The sequence below is a fragment of the Yoonia sp. genome (assembly GCF_036770585.1).
Taxonomy (GTDB): Bacteria; Pseudomonadota; Alphaproteobacteria; order Rhodobacterales; family Rhodobacteraceae; genus Yoonia.
This window is the reverse complement of record NZ_DAIPIW010000070.1, coordinates 1-13,893: the sequence shown is the minus strand read 5'-3', so window position 1 is coordinate 13,893 and position 13,893 is coordinate 1. Positions and strand designations below refer to the sequence as shown.

Genomic DNA, 13,893 nt, shown 5'->3' with positions numbered 1-13,893 from the left:
GTCAAACTCGCTGCAACACGTATCTGGTTGAAGGTTTATGAGTCGGTGGCCTAGGATGCGTACCCATAAAGGGGATTCACGCGTGCTTTGATCGGTGATTCACTGCGACCAGCGATGGAGGCAGTTATGGCACGTTTTGATCTGACCGATGTTGAGTGGGGGCTGATCCAGCCGTTACTTCCGAACAAGCCCCGCGGTGTGGCGCGGGTAGATGACCGGCGGGTTCTGAACGGGATTTTCTGGGTTCTCAGGACCGGCTCGCCCTGGCGCGACCTTCCCGAACGCTACGGCCCCTACACCACCGTCTACAACCGGTTCAACCGCTGGGCCAAGGCCGGGGTCTGGGTGCAGGTATTTGAAACACTTGCGGAAAAATCCCCCGACAGCATGCAATTCATCGACAGTTCGATCATCCGCGCGCATCAGCAGGCAGCGGCTCAAAAGGGGGGTCGGATCACACCCTTGGCCGTTCTCGTGGCGGACTGAGCACCAAGATCAACGCGATGGTCGACCATCGCGGCCTGCCGCTGGCGATCACGCTGTCGCCGGGGCAGGCCTCGGACAAGGCGGCGGTGGCGGATCTGCTGGCCGCCCATCCTGCACCGGGTGACGTGGTTGCCGACCGCGGCTATGACGCCCGCGCGGTACTCGACATCATCGCGGCCCGTGGCGGGCGCGGCCACATCCCCACCCAACGCGACAGAAAGCTCCAACGCTCCGTCGATCCCGCGCTCTACCGAAAGCGCAATCTCGTGGAGCGGTTCTTCAACAAACTCAAACACTTCCGCAAGATCGCTACACGATACGAAAAGTCGGCCAGGAACTACCTCGCCGCAATCCTGATCGCCTGCTCAAGGCTATGGGTCAGACATTATGAGTCCGCATCCTAGGCTACTCGGCCGCCAGACGCTCGACCGATGGTGCGCCGATTGCCACGATTTCGGCCACCACGCCTTCGAGCACCGCCTTGAAGGCATCGAAATCGGCGTTTGGTTCCAGCCGCGCTTCGTCCATGTAAAGCGCGCGGTTGATTTCGATCTGAAGCGCGTGCTGACGGCGCGAGGGGCGGCCATAGTGTTGTGTGATGAAGGCCCCGGCGAAGGGCATGTTGCGGGCAACACGCAAGCCCGCGCTGGCAAAAGCCGCCTCGACCTGTTCGACAATCTCGGCCGAGGCCGTCGCGCCGAAACGGTCGCCCAGAACGATATCGGGCCGGGCACTGCCGGGCGGGCCGACATTCTCGACCGCCTCGTTCGGCATGGAATGGCAGTCGATCAGGATCGCCTCGCCAAAGTGATTGCGGCTTTCGTCGAGCAGGGTCTGCAGCCGGTCGTGATAGGGCCGCCAATAGCTGGCGATCCGCCCATGCGCGTCTTCAAGCCTGATCTTGCCATGATAAATCTGGCGGCCATTGGCCACGACGCGCGGGATCACGCCAAGGCCGCTGGCAATGCGCGGGTTATGCGGATTGCGGCGGACACCTTCGATCAGGGCAGAATCAAGCTCGTCCGGGCCACGGTTCAGGTCCAGATAGGCGCGCGGCGCGGTGGCTGTCAAAAGCGGCGCACCGTGGCGGGGCACGATTGCGAAAAGCTGATCGACAAAGGCATCCTCCGACGACCGGATCTGATGGGCGTCAAGCACCGCCTGCCGCAGGAAATCATCCGGATAGTCCCGCCCGCTATGCGGCGAAGCGAAGACGACGCTTGTGCGCCGCGTCTGAGGAAGCTTCAGCTGATAGGCGGATTTGAGCACGATTTCGGATCCCTTTCGACAGAAGATAGACCGGATTCGGAAAATTCCAAAAGTCCTTGATCCCTCTGACGACTCCTTTTATAGACCGCGGAACTGACGCGGATCACCCCGCGTCCTATTTCGTTATGGGGCGGGTGAAACGTGAAGGTCATGGACGATTAGCTCAGCGGTAGAGCACTTCGTTGACATCGAAGGGGTCACTGGTTCGATCCCAGTATCGTCCACCATGATTTCACGGGCCACCTTGGCCTTAATGCAACCCAAGGCGCAATCCGCGCGCCGCGACATGAAGGACACGCACCATGAAGGTCCGTAACTCCCTCCGCTCGCTCAAGCAGCGCCATCGCGATTGCCGCGTCGTGCGCCGCAAGGGCCGCGTCTATGTGATCAACAAGACGCAGCGCAAGTTCAAGGCCCGTCAGGGCTAAGACCTGCGACAGCAGAATTGACAAGGGCCGCACCCCTCCGGGCGCGGCCTTTTTCTTTGCCCGTCGGTGGCATCAGGACTGGCCAAGGCGATATGCGACGGGCTAGCCTTTCGGCATTGATTGATCCCCTATGACAAGGAAGACCTCTGATGACCCGCCTTCATTTGAGACAGACTGCCGCAGCGACACTGTTTATCGGCCTGGCAAGCCCGGCATTGGCACAAGACACTTTCTGCGGCGGGGTCGGTGCCGGAGGGACGTGGATCGGCAACAGCGAAGGCAATTCCGATATCTCGGTCGCGGACAATTACCGCGAACAAATGGCGCTGGTGCTTGGCGGCAATGCCTATGTCTCGCTCTTCACGCTGTCCGAGCCGACCTCTGTCCGGGTCGAGGCCGAGGGGCGCGGATCGGGCGATCCGATCATCGATCTTCTGGACAATGCGGGCGGCGTCATTCTGTCGGATGATGATTCCGGCGGCAATGCCGCCTCGCGCGCCGAGACCTTCCTTGAGGCCGGCACCTATTGCATGGCAACACGCAGCTATGACGGCGGGCCGATGACCGCATTCGTGCGGATCGGACGCGAAGAGCATGAGCCGCTGACCGCCGGTCTTTCCGATTTCGGTGGCGGTGAAAGCATCGGAAGCTGTGCCGAAGCGACGCCGTTCGGCCCCTTGGGCGCCTCGGTCAGCGCATCCGTGAACGAAACGCGCTTTTACAGCTTCGAGATCGACAGCCCCACGGCTGTGACGATTACCGCCGAGAACGAAGCCGCCGATCCGGTGATCACGCTTTATGATGCGAACGAAACCTACATCGACAGCAACGACGACTTCGATGGGCTGAACAGCCGTCTCGATATCACCAATCCGCTGGCGACCGGGACCTACTGCCTCGAGATGGCGGCGCTGTCGGATGAAAGCCTGCCGATTACGGTGACGATCAGCGCCTATAGCGCGGATGAAGCGCTTGGCTTGCTTTATGCCCGTGGCGAACTTGCGCCGCCGCTGGATGGCTCGGTCGCGATCACGGATCTTGGGGTGCTGCAGTCCCGTCTGAGACAGGATGTTCAGGCGACCGCTGATGTGTCGTGGTTCACCATGGATATCGAAGAGCCCAGTCTTGTCGTGTTCGAGGCTGTCGGAGGCGGCAACAGCGATCCGTGGCTGATCATTTATGACGACTTCGGGCGGCTTGTCGGGCAGAACGACGACTATGGCGACGGACTCGACAGCCTTGTGATGGCGCGGGTGCAATCGGGCACATATATCGTCGGGGTCCGTCAGTTCAACAGCGGCCAGGGCCTGATCCGGCTGCTGGCGGAACGCTATGTGCGGGCCAACTAGGCCCTGACCCCCTGAGGCCTGTTTGAAACGCCCCGCATCTTGCGGGGCGTTTTGCATTCAAGGCTGATCTATCTGCCGAAGGTATCGGCCAGAAGGCGCGCAAGGGTTGGCTGGTCCATGAAACCGGTCGACGTCAGATTTCGCTGCGACTGGTAGCTGGCAATCGCGCGGCGCGTATTGCCGTCGAACTGCCCGTCGATCGGGCCGGGGTTGAAGCCGAGACTGGCAAGGCGGCTTTCGATCAGGCGGCGCAGGGTCGAGTTGATGTTCAGGGCGTCCTCGCGGGCTTGCGCCTCAGAGGTATCTTCCTCGGCGAGTGCCTCGCGCGCTTCGTCCGCATAGATCCCGTTCGGATAGCGTTGCAGATAGGCGCGGTAGCCCGCATCGGTGCCTGTGGCACCCGTTTCTTCCCAATAGTCGCGGTCAAGACGCGCGGTCTCGGCCCGGGCGCGTTCCTCTTCCGCTTCGATCTCGGCTTTGCGGCGGCTGGCCTGCGCATCGAGGCGGTTGATCTGCACGGCATCAAGGAAGGATGTCTGCGCAAAGCCGTTGTCCTGCTGCCAGTTGCGGATCGCCGTGCGCGAGCCACGCCCGAAGATACCGTCCACACCGCGCGTGTCATACCCCAAGAGCGTCAGGTTGCTCTGGATCGCGCGACGGTCGTTGCGCGAAAGGCTCAGCGCGGTCTCGGCCTGTTCGGCAAGACGCGCGGGATCGTTTTCCAGTTGATCAAGCCGCTGGCGCGCCTGATCCGCGAAAGTGCTGCGCGGATAGGCGAAGATGAAGTCCCGATAGGCATCGGCGGTATTGGCGGCCCTTGCAGAATTCCATGCGGCAAGGCTGGGATCGATCTGGGGCCGCACGGGGATTTCGGCCACCCGTTCGGGCTGCATGATCAAGCTGCGCGGCTGAAAGCCCAAGCTGTTCAGACGCCCGTCATTCCGGACGAAGGCGATCACGTCGCCCCTTGGGACGACGATGGCGCCTTCGATGACATCGTCGATCCGGTTGGGCTCGCCGTAGATCACCGTCACGCCCTGCGGCACATCCGACAGCCCAACGCCTTCGCGCAGATAGCTGCCGAAGTTTCCAGAATTGCGTTGGTCATAACCCAGCAACAGGACCGACTGCCCCGGGGTGCGCGAAAGAACCGAAAGGATCATGTCCACGGACACCGCCTCGTCCATGTCGAATGGTGCGGGCACGTCAGAGTCGCGGCCAAGAAACCATGTCCGATCTCCATCGGTGGCAAAGCGTCCCGACAGCGCCACCACCAGCCGGTCGGCTTCCAGCGCCTCGTCCGACAGGCGGGACAGCATCCGCCGGATGTCCGCCGCCGTGCCATTCGACAGGGTCTGAACCTGATACCCCGCGTCACGCAGCGCATCGGCGCCGTCCAGAATATCGGTGGCGCTGCTGACGCGGCGCAGTTCGTCGTAGCGCTCGACCCCGATCAGGACGGCGGCATCATCCGAAAACACAGGGGTGGCGAGGCTCAGCAGAGCGGCGGAGAAGAGTAAATTGCGCATGGGACACCTGAAAGTCAGCTTGGGCGGCGGACACTGGATGCGCCCGCCTTGGTCCTGCCCAAGCTAGGTGACAGGGTCGTTGCTATTCAATAGCGCAAGACGGACCGGCCCTGTGCGGCGGCCCTACTCGGCCGCTGCATGGGTATCGGCTTTTTCCACGCGCACGGCGGCGAACTTGAATTCGGGGATCTTGCCGTAGGGATCGACCGCGGGATTGGTCAGGACGTTGGCCGCCGCCTCGACATAGGCGAAGGGCACGAAAACCATGTCCGGTGCGACCGCGCGGTCTTCCCGCGCCATGATGGTGATGCTGCCGCGCCGGGTGGTCAGGGTGACCATGCCGCCGGGTTCCACCCCCAGCCTGCGCAAGGTGGAGGGATGCAGCGAGCAGTTGGCCTCGGGTTCGACCGCGTCCAGCACCTTGGACCGGCGGGTCATCGACCCCGTGTGCCAGTGTTCAAGCTGCCGTCCGGTGGTCATGATCATCGGATAGTCCGCATCCGGCGCCTCGTCCGGCGGGATCACGCTGGCGGGGGTGAAGCGCGCGCGGCCATTGGGACGCGGGAAGCCGTCGCCGAAGACGATGGGCTGGCCGGGGTCCTCGGGCGAGAGCGACGGATAGGTGACTGCATTCTGCGCCTCAAGCCGGTCCCATGTGATGTTGGACAGCGATTTCATCGAGCGGGCCATTTCGGCAAAAACGTCGCGCGGGTGCTGGTAGGTCCAGCCAAGGCCAAGGCGTTTGGCCAGTTCGACGGTGATCCACCAATCCTCGCGTGCGTCACCGGGGGGCGATACGGCGGGGCGACCCATCTGCACCTGACGGTTGGTATTGGTCACGGTCCCCGACTTTTCGGCAAAAGCCGAAGCGGGCAGGATCACATCGGCGAAATTGGCGGTCTCGGTGATGAAGATATCCTGCACCACAAGATGGCGCAGCTTGGCCAGCGCGTCACGGGCGTGTTTGACATCGGGGTCGGACATGGCGGGGTTTTCGCCAAGGATATACATCCCGTGGATATCGCCCGCATGGACCGCATCGAGGATCTCGGTCACGGTCAGCCCCTTGTTGGGATCGATCGTGCCCTCTTGCCAGATTTCCTGAAAGGCAGACCGCACGCCATCGTCGCCGACCGGCTGATAATCGGGCAGGAACATCGGGATCAGGCCCGCGTCCGATGCACCCTGCACGTTGTTCTGGCCGCGCAAGGGGTGCAGGCCCGCGCCGCGTCGACCCACCTGCCCCGTCATCAGCGCAAGACTGATCAGGCAACGCGAATTGTCGGTGCCGTGGATATGCTGGCTGACACCCATACCCCAGAAGATCATCGCGGCCTTGGCACCGGCGAAGGTGCGGGCGACATCGCGCAGGGTCTCGGCGGGGATGCCGCAGATCTTTTCCATCTTCGCGGGCGGGAAGTCGGCCAGATGCGCCTTTTCGGCTTCCCAGTTCTCGGTGTAGGCCTCGATGTATTGCCGGTCGTAGAGACCTTCTTCGACGATCACATGCATGATCGCATTCAGCATCGACACATCGGCACCGGGCCGGAATTGCAGCATGTGCGAGGCAAAGCGTTTCAGCGCCTGACCGCGCGGGTCCATGACGATCAGCTTGCCACCGCGCTTGGTGAATTGCTTGAAATAGGTCGCGGCGACGGGGTGGTTCTCGACCGGATTGGCACCGATGACGATGGCCACATCCGCGTTTTCGATTTCATTGAAGGTCGCGGTGACAGCGCCCGAGCCGACGTTCTCCATCAGCGCGGCAACGGATGAGGCATGACAAAGCCGCGTGCAGTGGTCGACGTTGTTGTGGCCGAACCCCTGACGGATCAGTTTCTGGAAGAGATAGGCCTCTTCGTTGGTGCATTTGGCCGAGCCGAACCCCGCCACACCCTTGCCGCCGATATCCTTGAGTCCCTTTGCGGCGACATCGAGCGCTTCGTCCCATGACGCCTCGCGGAAGAACTGCTGCCAGTTGCCCGGATCGACGTTCAGGCCCTTGGGCGGCGCATCGGCCCGCCGGATCAGCGGCTTCGTCAGGCGGTGGTCGTGGTGGATATAGTCGAAACCGAAGCGGCCCTTGACGCAAAGCCGGCCTTCGTTCGCGGGGCCGTTGATGCCTTCGACGTATTTGACGGTATTGCCCTTGATCTTGAGGCTGACCTGACAGCCGACACCGCAGAACGGACAGACGCTTTCGACCTCGCGGTCATAGTCCTTGCTGTCGCCGATCTGGTTCTCGTCGGTGACGGTCGCAGGCATCAGCGCCCCGGTCGGGCAGGCCTGCACACATTCGCCGCAAGCGACACAGGACGAGGCCCCCATCGGATCGTCGAAGTCGAAGACCGGATAGGCCGTCGCCCCGCGTCCTGCCATGCCGATCACGTCATTGACCTGCACTTCACGACAGGCACGGACACACAGCCCGCACTGGATGCAGGCGTCGAGATTGACGGACATCGCCACATGGCTGCTGTCGAGCAGCGGGATATGATCCGACTTGGCCGGAAAGCGGCTTGTCGCGACATCCTGCTGTGCGGCCATGTCCCACAGATGCGCCGACTTGTCGTGCGCCACATCCTGCGCGGGCTGATCTGCGACAAGCAGTTCCATCACCATCTTGCGCGCCTGACGTTCACGCGGCTGGTCGGTGGTGACAACCATGCCCTCGACGGGTTCGCGGATGCAGGAGGCAGCGAGCGTGCGCTCACCTTGAATTGCGACCATGCAAGCGCGGCAGTTGCCATCCGACCGATAGCCGGGCGCGGGCTTGTGGCAGAGATGCGGGATCACAAGACCGCGGCCGTTCGCGACTTCCCAGATCGTCTCGCCCGGGGCGGCGGTGACGGTTTCACCGTTCAGCGTGAATGTGATGCGGTCGGACATGGTCGCCTCCAGTTCGTCTGGAGCATGTTAGACCATCCATGCGGGTCTTGTGAAATGGCCTGTGCGACCGCCGACGACGCATTTGCGCCATGGGCGCTTTCCGATACGCGACACGGGTTTCATGCCGCACCCTGTGCGGGTGCGGGGGGCGCGTGATCAGAAGAAGGCGCTCATGTTGTTGATCAGGAAGATTCGCAGGATCTCGATGCCGACCAGAACCACGATCGGCGTGATGTCGATGCCGCCAAGGTTCGGCATGTAACGCCTTATCCGGCCATAAACGGGTTCGAGGATACGCTCCAGCGTGTACCAGATCTGACCGACCAGTTCCTGCCGGATGTTCAGCACCTCGAATCGGATCAGCCAGCTCATGATGAAATGGGCGATGACGAAGAAACGGAAAACGCTCAGGATCAGAAGCAACGCCTGGATGATGGTCAGCATGGAAGGCCCTCGGTTAAGATGCCTGTGACCTAAGTCGTCGCGCGGCATTCGGCAAGCCCAAGGTTGCCGCGAGGTCAGAGTTGACGCGCACGTAAACCAAGCACAGTTTCAGGACGAAACGAGGGCCCTGCATGTATCCGATCATCCGCGTCATCAAGGAATTCCTGCGGGCGAAGTCCATGCCGCCATTGGCTGTGCTTGACGCGCATGTCTCGCACCATCGCTGCTGGCCGCAGGATATCGACCAGTATCTGGAGATGAACAACGGCCGCATCCTGACGATCCTCGATATCGGACGGACCGGGCTTGCCGTGCGGGTCGGGCTGATCGAGGCGCTGAAGGCGCACCGTTGGGGGCTGACCATGGCGGGCAATTCGGTGCGGTATCGCAAGCGGATCAGACCCTTCGTGCGGTTCCGCCTTGTCAGCCGCTGTGTCGGCTGGGATCATCGGTTCTTCTATCTCGAACACTCGCTCTGGATCGGGGGGGATTGCGCGGTGCAGGCGCTGTTTCGGGCCGCCGTCACCGACAGGAACGGCATCGTCGCGCCGTCAGATGTTTTCGCCGCTGTCGGCTATGATGGCACCGCGCCGGACATGCCCAAGTGGGTGCAGAACTGGATCGCCGCCGACAACACAAGGCCGTGGCCGCCGGAATTTGACGGAACGTCCGCCCCCGCCTCCTAAAGCTTTGCTTGCCAGAAATGGCTTTCTCTGTGTCTTATCCCGACAAGAAGGAAGCCGGGGAAGAGCGGATGAGTGCAAGCAAGAAGCGCGTGTGGGGCTGGATGGCGTTCGACTGGGCCAGCCAGCCGTTCTACACGCTGGGTCTGACCTTTATCTTCGGCCCCTATTTCGCCACCGTCGCCACCCAGTATTATCTGACCGGCGGCATGACAGAGACCGCTGCCGATGCGCAGGCGCAGGCGATCTGGTCCGCAGGCCAGACCGTCGCCGGCCTGTTGATCGCCTTTACTGCACCGTTTCTTGGGGCCTTTGCCGATAATTCGGGGCGCAAGGTGCCCTGGATCGCGTTCTTTTCGCTGGTCTATGTCGTGACGACCTTCGCGCTATGGGGGCTGACACCGGACGGGGCCTCGCTGATACTGATGCTGGTGATCTTCTATGCCGGGTTCTTTGCGGCAGAAAGCGCGCTGAACTTCGTCAACGCGATCCTGCCATCGCTCGGGAACGAAAAGGAAGTCGGACGGATTTCCGGATCAGGCGCGGCCTTCGGCTATTGGGGCGGTGTGGTCTCGCTCTTCCTGATGCTGCTGATCTTTGCCGAGAACGAGCAGGGCGTGACCCTGCTGGGCAATCCGCCCCCCTTCGGCCTTGATGCCGAGGCGCGCGAGGGCACACGCTTTGTCGGGCCGTTCATCGCGATCTGGTACATCATTTTCATCATCCCTTTCTTCCTTTACGTCCGCGACGACCGGAACGCGCCGTCCAAATCCACCAGGCTCGGCGCGGTCTGGGGTGACCTGATGCAGACCCTGCGCAATGTCTTTGTCCGCAAGAGCCTGCTGAGCTTTCTGGTCGGCTCGATGTTCTACCGCGATGCGCTGAACGCGCTCTATGCCTTCGGGGGCGTCTATGCCGCCCTTGTGCTGAACTGGAGCCTGATCCAGATCGGTGTCTTCGGGATCATCGCCGCCATTGCCGCCGCGATCGTCACATGGATCGGCGGCATCTGCGACCAGCGCTATGGCCCGAAACCGGTCATCCGCGCCGCAGTCTGGGTGCTGGTCGGTGTCTCGTTCATCATCATCGGCATGTCGCGCGAGTCGCTCTTCGGGGTGGTGCCCTTTGCGGAAGGCTCGCAAATCCCCGACCTGATCTTCTATGGCTGCGGCATCTGCATCGGTGGCGCTGGCGGCGCGCTTTATGCGTCATCGCGGTCGATGATGGTGCGGCACACCCACCCCGACCGGCCAGCCGAAGCCTTCGGCCTCTTTGCCCTGACCGGCAAGGCGACTGCGTTTCTGGCCCCCGCCCTGATCACCCTTTTCACGATCATGACGGGCAGCAACCAGTTGGGCTTTGTGCCGGTGATCTTCCTTTTCCTGATCGGACTTTTCCTGCTACGCTGGGTGAATAAAGACGGAGATCGCGCAGAATGGTCCGCTTCATCGCAGCAGTAATTCTGGCAGGCACGCTGGCCGCCTGTCAGGCCGAGGGCCCAGAAACCGTCAGCGTTTCGACCCAGAACCTCAATGATACCCGCGTTGCCAAATTCCTTTTTGGCGCGCAACCGACCGCATCACCGCAGTCGCCCGCCGCCATAGGAGGTTTCTCGCGCGGCTGTCAGGCGGGGGCCGAACAACTGGCCGAGACAGGGCCGACATGGCAGGCGATGCGCCTGTCGCGCAACCGCAACTGGGCACAGCCGATCACCATCGACTATGTGCAGGATCTCAGCCGGTTTGCCGCAACGCTTGACGGCTGGGCGGGCCTTTATGTCGGTGACATGAGCCAGCCGCGCGGCGGGCCGATGCTGACCGGTCATGCCAGCCATCAGTCGGGCCTCGACGCCGATATCTGGATGCTGCCGCCGAACCGGCTGAACCTGACGGTTGCGGAACGCGAAAGCATCTCTTCCATATCGATGCAACGCGCAGGCGGGGCCTTTGTGAACAGCAGCTGGACCCCACAGCACGAGGCGCTGTTGCGCGCCGCCGCATCCGATCCGCGCGTGGCGCGCATCTTCGTCTTTCCCGGCGCAAAGGTCGCGATGTGCAATTCCGCGACGGGCGATCGTGAATGGCTGCGCAAGATCAGACCGTGGTGGGGCCATCACTATCATTTTCATGTGCGGCTGAACTGCCCTACGGGTGATCGCGCCTGCGTCGATCAGGAACCGCCGCCGCCCGGTGACGGTTGCGACGATGCGCAGGCCTGGGTCGACCGTATTCTGAACCCGCCGCCGCCTGATCCCACCGCGCCGCCGCCCACCCCGCGTGCCGAACTGACCATGGCGCAGCTTCCCGGCCAGTGTCTCGACGTGCTGAACGCCAACTAGGTGATTGCGCGACTGTTCCTTGTTCTTGCGCTGGCCTGCAGCGCGGCGACGGCTGATCGGGCCGTCCTGCGTGGTGCTTTCGTCTGGGACGCGGATGATCCCGCATTCGGTGGTTTTTCGGGGATCGAGGTCACGGAAAACGGGCGCAGCTTCATTGCATTGAGCGATCGTGGGTATCTGGCGCGTGGGAGTTTCCAGCGCAGCGACGGGCAGATCACGGGCGCCACCCTCGAAAGCCTTGTCCGCCTGCGCGGCAGGGCGCGCGTGCCGCTGAGCCTTGCGGAAAGCGACAGCGAGGGGCTGGCGTTGGGGCCCGATGGGCGGCTTTTCATTTCCTTCGAATGGACGCACGGGCTGCGCGAAGTGATCTCTGATCTGGGCGAGACGGGCCCCTTGCTGACCACGCCGGACTTCGACACCCTGCAAGACAATTCATCGCTGGAAGCGCTGGCCATCGACGGTGATGGCGCGCTTTATACGATCCCCGAACGCTCGGGGCTCTACACGCGGCCTTTTCCGGTTTACCGCTACAGGGACGGTGTCTGGGACCAGCCGTTCGCGCTGCCACGGCGTGGGAGTTTTCTTGTGTCAGGAGCCGATATCGGACCGGACGGGCGGCTTTATGTTCTGGAACGGGACTTTATCGGTCTGGGTTTCCGCAGCCGTGTCCGCCGGTTCGAGATGGACGGGACGGGCGAGGTGACCTTGCTGGAAACCGGGCTTTTCACCCATGACAATCTGGAAGGGATCAGTGTCTGGCAGGACGGGGATGATCTGGTGATGACGATGATCTCGGATGACAATTTCCGCAGCCTGCAACGGACCGAGATCGTGGAATACCTGTTGACGGGCGATTGAAGCGGGGTTACGTCGCGGCGTCCCGAAGGGGGACCAAGTGCCGCAACCTTGTCAAAACGGATACCAGATATGACACGCATCCTTCCCGGCGTTCTCGCCATGGCGACCATCGTGGTCGCGTCCAATATACTCGTTCAATTCCTGCTACTTGATGGTCTCTTGACCTGGGGGGCGTTCACCTATCCGCTGGCGTTTCTGGTGACGGACGTGATGAACCGCGTCTATGGCGTGCAGGCGGCGCGGCGGGTTGTGTTTGCCGGTCTGGTCGTGGGCATCATCTGTTCGCTGATCGGCAGCCGGATCATGTTGCAAGGGGATGGCTTTGAGTATCCCGCCGTTGCGCTGCGGGTCGCGATCGGGTCGGCGACAGCCTTTGCGGTAGCGCAGCTTCTGGACATCGCGGTGTTCGACCGCCTGCGGGGCGGGTCGTGGTGGAAGGCGCCCTTGGGCAGCACGCTGGTGGGGTCGACCGTCGATACTGCGATCTTTTTCTCGATTGCATTTTCCAGCGTTTTCAACGGTTTGAGCGCCGCTGCCGCCGAAGATATCATCTGGGCGCAAGACCCGGCGCCCTTCCTGCTGACCGGGCCGGAAGCCCCGCTTTGGGTCTCGCTGGCCGTGGCGGACTGGGGTGTGAAACTTGCCATTGCCTTGCTCGCATTGGTGCCATTTCGCATCATTGTTGGGCGGATCATGGCACGGACCGCCTAAAGGCCATCGCTGGTATATTTTTACTTGAAATATACCAGATGTGTGCCAACTTGGGATCAGGCGAAACATTTGAAAGGAGGTGATCCAGTGCATCATGAGGTATTGGAGAAGTGTGTCGGGACAACTTGGGGGGCGCGCAGCTGAGGCAGCCCTTGGCTGAAGACAACCCAAGGTGGGCTTCCTAACCGAACCACCTCCCTTAATTCAGGAAAGGGCCATCCCGTCGCCGGGGTGGCCCTTTTTCATCGCTTGCCGCCGTCCGGACGGCGTATGGTCGGCCTATGGCAGGTGTATGGCTTGCGAATGGCACCCCGTGGCGACAGGTGGCATAGGCCGGTGCCTCCGGCGGGAGTATTTTGGAGCAAAGCGAGGCGGGATGCGGATAAACGACAAGATCGAGATCGCCGATTGGGAGATCACCGAGAGCTTTGTGCGCGCCTCCGGTCCCGGCGGGCAGAACGTGAACAAGGTGTCCACGGCGGTCGAGCTACGCTTCGAGGCCGAGCGGTCCCCCAACCTGCCCGATCCGGTGAAGCGGCGGCTGCGGCGGCTGGCGGGGCGGCGCTGGACCTCGGATGGCGCGGTGGTGATTTTCGTGCAGGAAACCCGCAGCCAGGCCCGCAACCGCGATATCGCGCGCGAGCGGCTGGCCGAGTTGATCGCCAAGGCCTGCGAGGTGCCGAAACGGCGGGTGGCGACGAAGCCGACCTATGGATCGGTCAAGCGGCGGTTGAAGGCGAAGAAGGTCAGGGGGGAGGTGAAGGTGTTGCGGGGGAAGCCTAATGACGATTAAGCTACTATAAGTTGACTATTCGGGAGTGGCCATGCAGCTCATCAAGAAGATTGAGGTAAATTATCTCAGGTCGCTGTATCGTCTCGAAATCCAAGATGCTGGGCATCTTAACCTAG

At 62.2% G+C, this 13,893-nt stretch carries 13 protein-coding genes and 1 tRNA gene; 10 read left to right on the top strand and 4 right to left on the bottom strand.

All coding sequences use genetic code 11. The features are described from left to right. Positions 1–126 precede the first annotated feature (126 nt). A protein-coding gene (locus V7N12_RS11515) for an IS5 family transposase (protein WP_443089962.1) occupies positions 127–890 on the top strand; the annotation gives its coding sequence in 2 pieces (ribosomal slippage) (positions 127–436 and positions 436–890; 765 coding nt in all). Position 891: 1 nt separating this feature from the next. On the opposite strand, the gene V7N12_RS11510 is transcribed toward V7N12_RS11515, so the two are convergent. Continuing rightward, the gene (locus V7N12_RS11510; protein WP_333714711.1) at positions 892–1,755 is read right to left on the bottom strand and encodes an N-formylglutamate amidohydrolase; all 864 of its coding nucleotides are present in this window, start codon (positions 1,753–1,755) and stop codon (positions 892–894) included. A gap of 152 nt (positions 1,756–1,907) precedes the next feature. Here V7N12_RS11510 and V7N12_RS11505 point away from each other — a divergent pair. The 3 genes from V7N12_RS11505 (at position 1,908) to V7N12_RS11495 (ending at position 3,532) form a co-directional block, all read left to right on the top strand. Beyond that, a tRNA-Val gene (locus V7N12_RS11505) sits at positions 1,908–1,982 on the top strand. A 75-nt stretch (positions 1,983–2,057) separates the two neighbouring features. Next, positions 2,058–2,183, top strand: a complete 126-nt coding sequence (gene ykgO / locus V7N12_RS11500; protein WP_007255499.1) for a type B 50S ribosomal protein L36 — start codon at positions 2,058–2,060, stop codon at positions 2,181–2,183. A gap of 149 nt (positions 2,184–2,332) precedes the next feature. Next, positions 2,333–3,532 (top strand): PPC domain-containing protein, encoded by a 1,200-nt coding sequence (locus V7N12_RS11495; protein WP_333714710.1) that lies wholly within the window; start codon positions 2,333–2,335, stop codon positions 3,530–3,532. A gap of 68 nt (positions 3,533–3,600) precedes the next feature. On the opposite strand, the gene V7N12_RS11490 is transcribed toward V7N12_RS11495, so the two are convergent. From V7N12_RS11490 to V7N12_RS11480, 3 genes are all read right to left on the bottom strand, one after another. Further along, positions 3,601–5,061, bottom strand: a complete 1,461-nt coding sequence (locus tag V7N12_RS11490; RefSeq protein WP_333714709.1) for a peptidoglycan-binding domain-containing protein — start codon at positions 5,059–5,061, stop codon at positions 3,601–3,603. 123 nt (positions 5,062–5,184) lie between these two features. Continuing rightward, positions 5,185–7,950 carry a formate dehydrogenase subunit alpha gene (gene fdhF, locus V7N12_RS11485; protein WP_333714708.1) on the bottom strand — a complete coding sequence of 922 codons (2,766 nt, stop codon included), beginning with the start codon at positions 7,948–7,950 and terminating at the stop codon, positions 5,185–5,187. A 156-nt stretch (positions 7,951–8,106) separates the two neighbouring features. Beyond that, the gene (locus tag V7N12_RS11480) at positions 8,107–8,394 is read right to left on the bottom strand and encodes a YggT family protein (RefSeq protein ID WP_333714707.1); all 288 of its coding nucleotides are present in this window, start codon (positions 8,392–8,394) and stop codon (positions 8,107–8,109) included. 131 nt (positions 8,395–8,525) lie between these two features. Between V7N12_RS11480 and V7N12_RS11475 the strand changes: the two genes are divergently transcribed. From V7N12_RS11475 to arfB, 6 genes are all read left to right on the top strand, one after another. Beyond that, positions 8,526–9,080, top strand: a complete 555-nt coding sequence (locus tag V7N12_RS11475) for an acyl-CoA thioesterase (protein WP_333714706.1) — start codon at positions 8,526–8,528, stop codon at positions 9,078–9,080. A 68-nt stretch (positions 9,081–9,148) separates the two neighbouring features. Then, the gene (locus V7N12_RS11470) at positions 9,149–10,537 is read left to right on the top strand and encodes an MFS transporter (RefSeq protein WP_333714705.1); all 1,389 of its coding nucleotides are present in this window, start codon (positions 9,149–9,151) and stop codon (positions 10,535–10,537) included. Beyond that, the gene (gene mepA / locus V7N12_RS11465) at positions 10,513–11,415 is read left to right on the top strand and encodes a penicillin-insensitive murein endopeptidase (RefSeq protein WP_333714704.1); all 903 of its coding nucleotides are present in this window, start codon (positions 10,513–10,515) and stop codon (positions 11,413–11,415) included. The genes V7N12_RS11470 and mepA overlap by 25 nt, the downstream gene beginning before the upstream one ends. A 3-nt stretch (positions 11,416–11,418) precedes the next feature. After that, entirely contained in the window at positions 11,419–12,273 is an 855-nt protein-coding gene (locus V7N12_RS11460) for an esterase-like activity of phytase family protein (protein WP_333714712.1), read from the top strand. Positions 12,274–12,342: 69 nt separating this feature from the next. Further along, positions 12,343–12,984, top strand: coding sequence for a queuosine precursor transporter (locus tag V7N12_RS11455; RefSeq protein ID WP_333714703.1), 642 nt, complete (start codon positions 12,343–12,345; stop codon positions 12,982–12,984). Between the two features lie 376 nt (positions 12,985–13,360). Then, positions 13,361–13,777 carry an alternative ribosome rescue aminoacyl-tRNA hydrolase ArfB gene (arfB, locus tag V7N12_RS11450; protein ID WP_333714702.1) on the top strand — a complete coding sequence of 139 codons (417 nt, stop codon included), beginning with the start codon at positions 13,361–13,363 and terminating at the stop codon, positions 13,775–13,777. Positions 13,778–13,893 lie beyond the last annotated feature (116 nt).

Excerpts from the sequence above, each read along its gene's own strand:
- mepA (WP_333714704.1), top strand. The coding sequence starts at position 10,513 with ATGGTCCGCTTCATCGCAGCAGTAATTCTGGCAGGCACGCTGGCCGCC.
- ykgO (WP_007255499.1), top strand. The coding sequence starts at position 2,058 with ATGAAGGTCCGTAACTCCCTCCGCTCGCTCAAGCAGCGCCATCGCGAT.
- fdhF (WP_333714708.1), bottom strand. The coding sequence starts at position 7,950 with ATGTCCGACCGCATCACATTCACGCTGAACGGTGAAACCGTCACCGCC.
- V7N12_RS11490 (WP_333714709.1), bottom strand. The coding sequence starts at position 5,061 with ATGCGCAATTTACTCTTCTCCGCCGCTCTGCTGAGCCTCGCCACCCCT.
- V7N12_RS11475 (WP_333714706.1), top strand. The coding sequence starts at position 8,526 with ATGTATCCGATCATCCGCGTCATCAAGGAATTCCTGCGGGCGAAGTCC.
- arfB (WP_333714702.1), top strand. The coding sequence starts at position 13,361 with ATGCGGATAAACGACAAGATCGAGATCGCCGATTGGGAGATCACCGAG.
- V7N12_RS11495 (WP_333714710.1), top strand. The coding sequence starts at position 2,333 with ATGACCCGCCTTCATTTGAGACAGACTGCCGCAGCGACACTGTTTATC.
- V7N12_RS11470 (WP_333714705.1), top strand. The coding sequence starts at position 9,149 with ATGAGTGCAAGCAAGAAGCGCGTGTGGGGCTGGATGGCGTTCGACTGG.
- V7N12_RS11455 (WP_333714703.1), top strand. The coding sequence starts at position 12,343 with ATGACACGCATCCTTCCCGGCGTTCTCGCCATGGCGACCATCGTGGTC.
- V7N12_RS11480 (WP_333714707.1), bottom strand. The coding sequence starts at position 8,394 with ATGCTGACCATCATCCAGGCGTTGCTTCTGATCCTGAGCGTTTTCCGT.